Here is a 10,926-nt window from a genome sequence, read left to right as displayed (position 1 = left end):
CTATTCGCTCCGGCTCGCCAGCGCGTTGACGGCGGCGACCGTGATCGCAGAGCCGCCGAGGCGCCCTTCGACCGTCAGTGCCGGCGCCGGCGGATCGGCCATCAGCGCGGCCTTGGATTCGGCGGCGCCGACGAAGCCGACGGGGCAGCCGATGATCGCTGCCGGCCGCGGGCAGTCGCGATCCTCCAGCATGTTGAGCAGATGAAACAGCGCGGTCGGCGCATTGCCGATCGCGACGATCGCGCCGCCCAGATGCGGCCGCCACAGCTCCAGTGCGGCGGCCGAACGTGTGTTGCGCATGGAGTGCGCGAGCGCAGGAACGGACTCGTCTCCGAGCGTGCAGATCACGGCATTGGCCGCAGGCAATCTGGCACGCGTGATGCCCTCCGATACCATGCGCGCATCGCACAGGATCGGCGCGCCCTTCTGCAAGGCCGCGCGCGCGGCGATCGCCATGCCAGGCGTGAAGCGGATATGCGCCTCGAGGCCGACCATGCCGGCAGCGTGGATCATCCGCACCACCACCGGCTCCTCGTCGGGCGTAAAGCGCGCAAGATCGGCCTCGGCCCGAATGGTGGCAAAGGATTGCCGGTAGATCGCCGCGCCGTCGGTCTCGTAGGTGTGCGGCATCAGTTCCCTCCGACCAGGATGGAGGGATCGCTGACGATATCCGCGCCGCTCAGCCCGCGCAGCACCGGCTCATCGCGCGTCGAGCCATCGCGGACGAGATCGAATCCGGCGCGCGTCGCGATCAGCGTGACCGCAGCCGTTCCGGAATGGGCGCAGCCCTTGCGGCAGCCGGAAACGTGGAGCCGCCCATCGGCGGCAATGCGCGGGGCGAGCGCTGCTGCGAGCGCGCGCGTATCGGCATGGGCTTCCCGGCAGCGCGGCGCGCCGCTGCAGGCTATGACGCGCAGCGCCGGATCATACGGCTCGGTGATGAGGCCCGCCCCGCTCGGCATCTCGCGATTGCCCTCGCTTAGCACCATCCGCCAGGGAGTCATGCGCAGCGCATGTCCGTAACCTGAGAACTGACGGAGCGTCGCGTGCAGCATTTGTCCGAACGCGACGCCAACCATCGCGCCTTGCGGATAGGGCCCGGGCCGCGCTGCGGCCATCACGGGCGCAGGCTCGGTCTCGCCGCGCAGCGATTGAGGCAACGTCGCGCCGGATGCGATGTGGGCTGCCATGCGCGCTCGCCCACCCCTCGCGCCGCCGGAGATGAGGAACCAGCTTGCGAGCGCCAGCGCCGCGCTCACGGCCTGTCCGCGTTCGACGCAGCGGCCGAGCCTTGCGCCGTCGGCCCGCACAAGGAGGCGGCCCGAGCGGTCGCGCTCGATGCGGATGTCGGCGGAATCGCCGGCCAGAACGCGCGATCGGCCATCGTCGACGGCGAAGCCGAACTTGGTGGGAAGCACGAGGCCGGATTCGGCGAGCGCCTCCTCGAGCTCCGCGGCGAGCGACTGCGTCTCGTCACCGCTGCTCCAGAACGGCGTCACCAGGATGTTGCGCCTGGCCTCGATATCGGTGTCGGGATCGAGCAATGCCAATCGCGCAAGACCATCGAGCAACGGCCGATGGCCGTCCTCCTTCACGCCCCTGATCTGCAGATTGGCCCGGCTTGTGACGTCGATCAGGCCGTTGCCGAAGCGCTCGGCCAGATCCGCAAGCCCGGAGATCTGTGGTGCTTCAAGGCGCCCGCCAAACGGACGCACACGGACGACGAGCCCGTCGCCCGACAGCATCGGGCGCAGCGCGCCGGGACACCAGCCCTTGACTGCCGCCGCGCTCATGAGGCCTCCCGCAGTGCCGCCGCGATCGAATTGCGGCGGGTTCGCCAGAGTGAAGCTTCATGCAGGCGGGTGAAGCACGTCTCCATCGCGGCAAGGGCCGCCGGATTTTCGCGGGCCATGAAGGCGCGGACCTCGTCGTTGCCGAATGTCGCGTCGTAATAGAGATCGAACAAATGCGGCGGCACGGCGCCGGCGAGATGGGCGAAGGCGGCCATGTGCTCCAGCGTCGCGGTGATCTCGGCGGCGCCACGAAAACCGTGACGCATCATGCCGGCGATCCAGGCCGGATTGGCCGCGCGTGCCCGGACGACACGTGAAATTTCCTCCGTCAGCGTGCGCGCATGCGGCTCGCTGGGCCGTGTCGCATCGAGATGATAGAGCGAAGGCGCGCCTGCACCGAGGTGAGCTGCAGCCGCAGCGACGCCTGCTTCATGCGCGGCGTAGTCGGCGGCGAGCAGAAGGTCGGTTTCGGGCAAGTCCTGGATATGGACAAAAGCGTCCGCGGATGCGAGCCGCGATTCGATCCCTGCGCGATCCGGCTGCATTGTACCATCCACCGAGAATGCCCAGGACGACGCCGACAGCCACGCTTCGCCGGCTGCTTGGCGGGTCTCGGGCGTGAAGGCATCCGGGATCGCGGAAAGGCCGACGCCGTATTGTCCGGGACGCGGCGCGAACACGCGGGAGGTGCGTTGGCGATAAGGGTTCTCATCGCCCTCCTCGTCGCGCGCCGCGAGCGCCTCGGAGGCGGCTTCGAACAATTGCGCAAGGCCTGCGAAGACATCGCGGAACAGGCCCGACACCCGCAGCGTGACATCGATGCGGGGGCGACCGAGCTCGGCCGGCGCGATGATGTCGTAACCGGTGACGCGGCCGGAAGCGTGATCCCAGCGCGGCGCAAGGCCGGCCAGATGCAGCGCCATCGCGAACTCCTCGCCCGCGGTACGCATCGTCGCCGAGCCCCAGAGATCGACGACGAGGCCCTTCGGCCAATCGCCGTGATCCTGCAGATGGCGGCGCAGCAGCTCTTCGGCGAGCTTGATTCCTTGCGCATGCGCCGACGGCGTCGGCACCGCGCGCGGATCGACGGCGAAGAGATTGCGCCCGGTCGGCAAGACGTCCTGACGTCCGCGATAGGGTGAGCCCGACGGCCCCGGCGCAACGCGCCGGCCTGCCAGTGCAGCAAGCAGCGCATCCCGCTCCGCCTCGCCGCAGGCGCCGCGCCCGAACACGTGCAAGCCGTCGCCGAACTGGCTTTCCTTGAGGTCGCAGACGAAGCGATCGATCCGTGGAATGGCTTCGGCCGGTGCTGCCGATGCATCGAGGCCGAGATCCTCTTCGAGGCCGGCCGCTCGCGCCTCGTCGCGGATCGCCGCGATCAGGCGCTGGCGACGGGCGGGATCGAGACCGTCGGCGGTCGAATATTCGTCAAGGAGCCGTTCGAGGCGGCGCAGCCCTTCCGGCACGGCGGAGCTTTCGAGGGGCGGCGGCAGATGGCCGATCGTCACCGCTCCGATGCGCCGCTTGGCCTGCGCGGCCTCGCCGGGATCGTTGACAATGAAGGGATAGATGACGGGGAGATCGCCGATCAATGCCTCCGGCCAGCAGCTCGTTGACAGCGCCACGGATTTTCCCGGCAACCACTCCAGCGTGCCATGCGCGCCCATATGTACGACGGCATCACAGCCCTGCTGCCTGAGCCAGAGGTAGAACGCGACATAGGCATGGCGCGGTGTGCGGGCGAGATCGTGATAATCGGCATCGCGCGAGGCCGCATCGCCGCGCTCGGGCTGAACTGCGATGATCGAGCGGCCGCACTGAATTGCGGCGAAGTGGAACGCGCCGTCGCGGCAGCTCGGATCATCCTCCACCGCTCCCCAGGCCTGGGCGAGATCGTCCTGCAAGGATTCCTGCAAGGATTGCGGCATGCGCGCGAGCGCCGCGCGATAATCGGCAACACGCCAAGTGAGCTGCTGCCTCAGCAGCGTCTCGCCGAGCGCGTCGACCGGCGCAACCTCGAAGCCCACTTCCGCGAGATCGGACACCAAGGCCTCGACCGAGGCCAGCGCATCGAGACCGACCGCATGCGCGATCTGGTGCGGACGTCCCGGATAATTCGAGAGCACGATCGCCAGCCGCTTCTCGCCGGCCGGCTTCTCGGCAAGGCCCCGCCAGGCCGCGACGCGCGCGGCGACGGCCTTCACACGTTCTTCATCCGGCCTGTGCGCCAGGTGCGAGAACTGCAACTCCGGATCGCGCTCAGCGGCCGATTTGAAGCTCACCACGCCCGCGAACAAGCGGCCGTCGACCTCGGGCAGCACCACATGCATCGCGAGATCGCCGGGCGAGAGGCCGCGCAGCGATTCCGCCCAATCCTCGCGCCGCGCCGTCGAGAGTGCGACCTGAAACACCGGACACGCGGCATCGAACGGCGTGGTGCCGTCGTCGCCGATCGCGGAAAACGCCGTCGCATTGACGATCGCGGCCGCTGGATTTTGCGCGAGATACGCGCGCAGCCAATCGGCGACGCCCGCAGCCTTCAGCGAGGTAACGAACACGCCGTGCGCGTCAAACCCCTTCTCGCGCAGCGCCACGATCAGCGCGTCGACCGGGCCAGTGTCCGCGGCGGTGAGATAGGAACGATAGAAGGCGACGAGCGCGCCCGGTTTTCCCTTGGTAGCCGCAGGGGCGGTGATGACGCCACGAACGGGATCATAAAAACCCATCTCGGGCACGGTCATCTCGCCGGTGACCGGCCCTGCATAGAGGCCCGAAGCCAACGCAAGCTGCGCGATCGCGGCTTGAGCGGCAACGGGGCCGCCGGTATCGCACAGCACCTTGAGCCGACGCAGCGTCGAGACTGGCAGCGTCGAGTATGCATCGAGCCGCGGGTCGCCGCGCCCATCGCCCGGCAGCACGGCCAGCACGATATTGCGGTCCTTGGCGAGCTGTTGCAGGGCCGCCAGCCCATACGGCCAATAGGATTCGCCGCCGATCAGGCGCACCAGAATGCCGCGTGCCTGCGACAGCGTGCGCTCGATATAGGTGTCCACCGACAGCGGGTGACGCAGCTCCGCAAGATTCGCGAGCCGCAGCGACAGCAGGCTGTGGCGGCCACGCCGCCAGCCGGCCGCGAACGCGGCGAGATCGGAATCCGAATACGAGAGCACCACGAGATCGGCCGGGTCCTGGCCGATGTCTCTTGGCGTCGCGGTCTCCTCGAGACCGCGGCTCTCGCGGAAGACGACGTGCATCAGATACCAGATCCTGAAAGAGCAAGTCCTGCCCTGATCGCAGCCTCGTCGATGTCGCCATGCTCGCCGATCACGACCAGCTTTGACTGTCTGAGACCTGCGCCCCAGGGCCTGTCGAACTGATGGCGCACGCGCTCTCCGACCGCCTGCAGCAACAGCCGCATCGGCTTGCCGGCGACCGCGATGTAGCCCTTGGCGCGCAGCACGTTCTGCTCGCGGGCCAGCTTCTGGACGGATGCGACCAACGCATCGACGTCCGCCACTTCCGGAAGATCGATCACGACAGAGGCGAAATCGTCGTGCTCGTGCTCCTCTTCGCCGTCATGATGCGAGGGGCGCGCGGCGAGGTCGTTCTCCGCGGCAGCGCCGATGCCGAGGATGACGCGCGCATCGATCGCGCCGTCGGTGATCGGCAGCATGGGCACGCGGCGCGGCATCTCGGCAGCGATCGCGGCCTTTGCGGCTTCGATGCCCGCCGCGCCCGCAAGATCAGCCTTGGTCAGCAGCACGATATCGGCGCAGGCGATCTGGTCCTCGAACACTTCCGACAGCGGCGTCTCGTGATCCAGATTTTCGTCCGCCGCGCGCTGCGCTTCGACGGCCGCCGGATCTGGCGCGAACCGGCCGGCCGCGACAGCCTCGGCATCGGCCAGCGCGATCACGCCATCGACCGTGATGCGCGAGCGGATCTCCGGCCAGTCGAACGCCTTGAGCAACGGCTTCGGCAGCGCCAGGCCCGAAGTCTCGATCAGGATGTGATCGGGCCGCACCGGGCGCGCCAGCAATTGCTCCATGGTCGGAATAAAATCGTCGGCCACGGTGCAGCAGATGCAGCCATTGGCGAGCTCGACGATGTTCTCCTCCGGGCAATTGGCGTCGGCGCAGGATTTCAGGATCTCGCCATCGACCCCCTCGCTGCCGAACTCGTTGACGAGCACGGCGAGCTTCTTGCCGTTGGCATTGGTCAGCAGATGCTGGATCAGCGTGGTCTTGCCGGAGCCGAGAAAACCCGTGACCACCGTGACCGGGACTTTTGCGAGCGAGTTCATTCAGCGGCCTCCGGCACGACGGCAATGGGGGGAATGCGGGCAAGCGACTGCTTGCGGAAGATTTCCGGCCGGCTGCGCCAGGGCACGATGCCATCAGGCGCGGCGGCATAGGCCGCAGCACCCGCGACCACGTCGCGCGCGTTGGCATCCGACAGACGGCCATAGACATAGGACCAGCGGCCGGGCGCGCTGAGCGCGACCGAGCAGCCCTGGCTGCAGGCCGACAGGCATTCGACGGGAACCACGCTGACGCCATCGGGCACGCCGGCCTCGAGGATCGCACCATGCAGGCGCTTGCCAGGCGTCGTGTCGCCCTCGCCGAGCGTCTGGCCGGCGCGGCAGGTGATGCAGACGTGAAGTGTGACGGTCATCGCCTCTTCCAGGATAAACAGCGGGAGGCGATGAGGCGCGCGGACCGTTCTCCTGAGGGCCCGCTTCCCCGTCGCGGAACACCCCGTCCGCCGGTCCAAAACACGTTCGCGCTGGCAGGTCTCCCGGCTTGCGGAGCAGGGTTTTCGCCCTTCGATCCCCGCCTTCCCGATTCCAAGGGAATCAGTGGCTTCGGGCATCTCTCCGGTCACGGTCGCGGGGGCGGCTGCATTTTGGACCCAAATCTTGCCGATTCGGACCCTATCGCATTCCCTCTTCGCCTGTCATAGGACAGGAACCAACGCCCGGCCACCATTTGCCGGTGGCCGCCACTTGTCAAGCCGAAGGACCGGGACCGATGACGCCTGAACCGGATACCCAAACAGCTGAGGAAACCGACACCCGGCACGCCCAGAAAATGGCGAAGAAGAAGGCTGCCCGCGACAAGATCATGGCGACCAAGAGCGGCGAAAAGGGCCTCATCATCGTCCACACCGGTGCCGGCAAGGGAAAATCCTCCTCTGCCTTCGGCATGATCGTCCGCTGCGTCGCCCACGGCTTGCCCTGCGCGGTCGTGCAGTTCATCAAGGGCGCCTGGGATACCGGCGAGCGACGCCTGCTCACCGGCCATTTCGGCGATCTCTGCCAGTTCCACGCCATGGGCGAAGGCTTCACCTGGGAGACGCAGGACCGCGCCCGCGACATCGCCGCCGCACGCGCCGGCTGGGAGAAGGCCAAGGAGCTGATTCTCGACGAGCACTTGCGCATGGTCGTGCTCGACGAGATCAACATAGCGCTGCGCTACGACTATCTCGACATCGCCGAGGTCGTCGAGTTCCTGAGGACGCAGAAGCCGCCGATGACGCATGTCGTGCTCACCGGACGCAACGCCAAGGACGAGCTGATCGAGATCGCAGACCTCGTGACCGAGATGACGCTGGTCAAGCACCCCTTCCGCTCCGGCATCAAAGCGCAGGCCGGCATCGAGTTCTGAAGGCATGACGGCGCGCGCATTGATGATCCAGGGCGCCGGCTCGGACGTGGGCAAATCGCTCATCGTCGCCGGTCTTGCCCGCGCCTTCACGCGCCGCGGCCTGCGCGTGCTCCCGTTCAAGCCGCAGAACATGTCCAACAATGCCGCCGTCACCGTCGATGGCGGCGAGATCGGCCGCGCCCAGGCGCTCCAGGCGCTCGCCGCCGGCGTCGAGCCGCACACCGACATGAACCCGGTGCTGCTGAAGCCAGAGACCGACGTCGGCGCACAAATCGTCGTCCACGGCAAGCGCATCGCAACTGCGCGAGCTCGCGACTATGCCGCAATGAAGCCCTCGCTGATGAGCGCGGTGTTGGAGAGTTTTGAGCGCCTGAAGGCGCGCGCCGATCTCGTGCTGGTGGAAGGCGCCGGCAGTCCGGCGGAGGTGAACCTGCGCAAGTCCGACATCGCCAATATGGGCTTCGCCCGCAAGGCGGACGTGCCGGTGGTGCTGATCGGCGACATCGATCGCGGCGGCGTCATCGCCCAGCTCGTCGGCATCAAGACGGTGATCGACCCCGACGATGCCGCGATGATCTGTGGCTTTGTCATCAACAAGTTCCGCGGCGACCCCACGTTGTTCGACGACGGCTACAGGCTGATCGAACAGAAGACGTCGTGGCGTGGCCTCGGCGTGCTGCCCTGGTTCGCGCGCGCCGGCGAGCTGCCAGCCGAGGACGCGCTGGGCCTGAGCGATGCGCGCAAGCCGGGCCAGTGCAAGATCGCCTGCCTCGCACTGTCGCGCATTGCCAATTTCGACGATCTCGATCCGCTCAAGCTCGAACCAGGCGTCGATCTCGTCATGGTCCGTCCGGGCGAAGCAATTCCCGGCGATGTCAGGCTTGTCATCATCCCCGGCTCGAAATCCACCCGCGGCGATCTCGCCTTCCTGCGCGCGCAGGGCTGGGACATCGATCTGCTCGCGCACCATCGTCGCGGCGGCCATGTGCTCGGCCTCTGCGGCGGCTATCAGATGCTCGGCCGCAGCGTGGCCGATCCCGACGGCATCGAAGGTCCGGCGGGCGACACGCCGGGCCTCGGGCTTCTCGATGTCGAGACCGTGATGAGCCCGCAGAAGACGCTGACGCGCGTCGCGGCCGCGCATGCCGTCACAGAGCAGCCGATCGAGGCCTATGAGATCCACATCGGCCGCACCGACGGCCCCGATCGCGTCCGCCCGTTCGCGAAGCTGAATGGCGAGCCGGAAGGCGCGATCTCGCCGGATGGCCGCGTGCAAGGCAGCTATCTGCATGGCCTGTTCACGTCGGATGATTTCCGCAAGGCATTTTTGGCCAAGCTCGACATTCCCGCGGGCGAAGAGCCCTATCATGCCAGGATCGAGAGCGCGCTCGAGGCGCTGGCCGATCACATCGAAAAGCATCTCGACGTCGAAGGCCTGCTCGCGCTAGCGCGCTAGGACCTCGCCAAGGCGCGCCCATTCGGCTTCGCTGCCGGGAAGCCCGAGGCGCAGCCATGCTGGCGTTTGCGCAAAGACGCGGGACCATATCTGGCCACGCGCGAGCCTCTCCTGCGCGGCTAGCGCGTCGGGGGTCTGGTAAAGACGAAACAGCGGCGTCCCGCCGACGAGCCGCCAGCCTTGCGACAGCACCATGGTGTCGAGACGAACACAGTCGCGGGCGAGCCGCGCCGACGTGGCCTCGGCCCAGGCATCATCGCGCAAAGCCCGGCAGCCGATCGCAATCGCCGCGCCCGACACCGGCCATGGACCCGTCATCGCCGTAAGCTTCACAACGTCGGCCGCATTGCCGATTGCGAAGCCAAGCCGGAGGCCGGCAAGACCATAAAATTTTCCGAACGAGCGCAGCACCAATAGTCCCGGCCGATCCGCCTCCGGCGCAAGCGATAATTGCGGAACGGCATCGGCAAAGCTCTCGTCGATCACGAGGCGGCCGACACGCGGCAGCAGTGCGAGCAGATCCTTTGGCGAATGACGCCGGCCATCGGGATTGTTGGGATTGACAACGATGGCGAGATCCGCGCCCGCCAGCGCATCGAGCTCCGTCACCTCCTGGACATCCCAGCCTGCAGCCGACAGCACCCCTGCATATTCATTGTAGGTCGGCGCAAGGATGCGCGCGCGACCGGGCGACGTCAGGCGTGGCAGCAATTGAATGGCGGCTTGCGCGCCGCCCATCGCAACGACCGGTGCACGCGTGCGATAGGCCTGCCGCGCGGCCTGATGCAAGGCATCGGTCTCGGCGCGCGACGGCAGCGCGCTCCACGCGCGCGAGTTCACCTCGCCCACGGGATAAGGCAACCGATTGATCCCCGTCGACAGATCGATCCAATCCTCCGCGCGGCCGCCAAACCGCTGCTGGGCCAGATCGAGATTTCCACCGTGCTCGCGCATGCCTCGTTCTGTCACGCGAAGGCGAGGATCGCAAGGAGGGCGGCGAGCAGCATCATGGCGCGGCGGTAGACCGTCAGCGCCTCCGTGATATCGGCGGCGCGCGGATCGCGCGCGCCTTGGTTCAGCCAGGGCTCGTCGGTCGCGCTGCCGTGGTAGATGCGGGGACCACTGAGCCGCACGCCGAGCGCCCCCGCCATCGCCGCTTCCGGCCAGCCGGCATTCGGCGAACGATGCCGGCGCGCATCGCGCGCCATGCACGACAGCGCCTCCGATCGCCTTGACGCCAGCAGCACGAACAGGAATCCGGTCAGGCGCGCCGGAATGAAATTGGCGAGATCGTCGATGCGCGCCGCCGCCCACCCAAAGGCTTCATGTCGTTCGCTGCGATGACCGATCATGGAGTCCAGCGTGTTGATGGCCTTGTAGCCGAAGATGCCGGGCAGACCGAACAGCGCGCCCCAGAACACCGGCGCGACGATGCCGTCGGAGGAGTTCTCGGCAAGGCTCTCGATCGCCGCGCGCGCGATGCCGGCTTCATCGAGCGCTGTGGGATCGCGGCCGACGATGCGCGATACCGCCTCGCGTGCGGCGGCGATGTCGCCCGCCTGCAACGGCATCGCGACGGCGGCAACGTGATCATGGAGCGAGCGCAGCGCGACCAATGGCCAGGCCAGGATGCCAATCAACATGATCTGGATCCAGCCCAGCGAGAGCACCGATTGAACGATCCAGCCGAGCGCAACTGAGAGCGCAATCACCACCAGTGCTCCGGCGACGCCAGCAGCTCGGCGCCACGCCGGCGGATCGGACGCACGATTCCAGGCGGCGTCGATGGCGGCAATCAGCCGGCCGAGCCAGGTGACGGGATGGCCGATCCGCGCGAACAGCGGGGCGGGCCAGCCCAGAAGGGCATCCACCGCCATCGCCACCACCATCGCACCCGCAAAGCCCACACCCGCCTCCTGTCCGCCCCTGTTGCGCAAAGCGAGGGCGGAGCGCAAGCCCCTCGCCCCGTGATTTCGGCTTTGTCTTTGGTCACGATTGATGGTTAGTCAGG

Annotated in this window: 9 protein-coding genes and 1 riboswitch; of the genes, 2 read left to right on the top strand and 7 right to left on the bottom strand. The window is 67.5% G+C overall.

Features of this window, described 5'->3' with window-relative positions:
- Genes P6U28_RS08665 through P6U28_RS08645 form a run of 5 tightly spaced genes read right to left on the bottom strand, consistent with a single transcriptional unit; the run spans position 1 to position 6,467 of the window.
- Positions 1-630 carry a precorrin-8X methylmutase gene (locus P6U28_RS08665; RefSeq protein WP_122403993.1) on the bottom strand — a complete coding sequence of 210 codons (630 nt, stop codon included), beginning with the start codon at positions 628-630 and terminating at the stop codon, positions 1-3.
- Positions 630-1,793 (bottom strand): precorrin-3B synthase, encoded by a 1,164-nt coding sequence (gene cobG / locus P6U28_RS08660; protein WP_122403994.1) that lies wholly within the window; start codon positions 1,791-1,793, stop codon positions 630-632. The genes P6U28_RS08665 and cobG overlap by 1 nt, the downstream gene beginning before the upstream one ends.
- Positions 1,790-5,047 carry a cobaltochelatase subunit CobN gene (gene cobN, locus P6U28_RS08655; protein WP_407122062.1) on the bottom strand — a complete coding sequence of 1,086 codons (3,258 nt, stop codon included), beginning with the start codon at positions 5,045-5,047 and terminating at the stop codon, positions 1,790-1,792. The genes cobG and cobN overlap by 4 nt, the downstream gene beginning before the upstream one ends.
- Entirely contained in the window at positions 5,047-6,096 is a 1,050-nt protein-coding gene (gene cobW / locus P6U28_RS08650; protein WP_122403996.1) for a cobalamin biosynthesis protein CobW, read from the bottom strand. Before cobW ends, cobN begins: the two co-directional genes overlap by 1 nt.
- Positions 6,093-6,467, bottom strand: coding sequence for a DUF1636 domain-containing protein (locus tag P6U28_RS08645; RefSeq protein ID WP_122403997.1), 375 nt, complete (start codon positions 6,465-6,467; stop codon positions 6,093-6,095). Before P6U28_RS08645 ends, cobW begins: the two co-directional genes overlap by 4 nt.
- A gap of 95 nt (positions 6,468-6,562) precedes the next feature.
- A riboswitch (cobalamin riboswitch) is annotated at positions 6,563-6,783 on the bottom strand.
- Positions 6,784-6,823: 40 nt separating this feature from the next.
- On the opposite strand from P6U28_RS08645, the gene cobO reads away from it, so the two are divergent.
- On the top strand, positions 6,824-7,459 hold the full coding sequence (gene cobO, locus P6U28_RS08640) for a cob(I)yrinic acid a,c-diamide adenosyltransferase (protein WP_122403998.1): 636 nt from the start codon (positions 6,824-6,826) through the stop codon (positions 7,457-7,459).
- 4 nt (positions 7,460-7,463) lie between these two features.
- The gene (locus P6U28_RS08635) at positions 7,464-8,915 is read left to right on the top strand and encodes a cobyric acid synthase (protein ID WP_122403999.1); all 1,452 of its coding nucleotides are present in this window, start codon (positions 7,464-7,466) and stop codon (positions 8,913-8,915) included.
- On the opposite strand, the gene cobD is transcribed toward P6U28_RS08635, so the two are convergent.
- A complete protein-coding gene (gene cobD, locus P6U28_RS08630; protein WP_407122061.1) occupies positions 8,904-9,869 on the bottom strand; it encodes a threonine-phosphate decarboxylase CobD in 966 nt (321 codons plus the stop codon). The two genes, P6U28_RS08635 and cobD, sit on opposite strands and share 12 nt — an antisense overlap.
- An 11-nt stretch (positions 9,870-9,880) precedes the next feature.
- Positions 9,881-10,822: an adenosylcobinamide-phosphate synthase CbiB gene (gene cbiB / locus P6U28_RS08625; protein WP_162500346.1), complete on the bottom strand. Its 942-nt coding sequence runs from the start codon at positions 10,820-10,822 to the stop codon at positions 9,881-9,883.
- Positions 10,823-10,926 lie beyond the last annotated feature (104 nt).

Source organism: Bradyrhizobium sp. STM 3561, from assembly GCF_045571455.1.
Lineage (GTDB): Bacteria > Pseudomonadota > Alphaproteobacteria > Rhizobiales > Xanthobacteraceae > Bradyrhizobium > Bradyrhizobium vignae.
The sequence above is the reverse complement of the archived record's forward strand: the minus strand, read 5'-3'. Positions and strand labels throughout refer to the sequence as shown.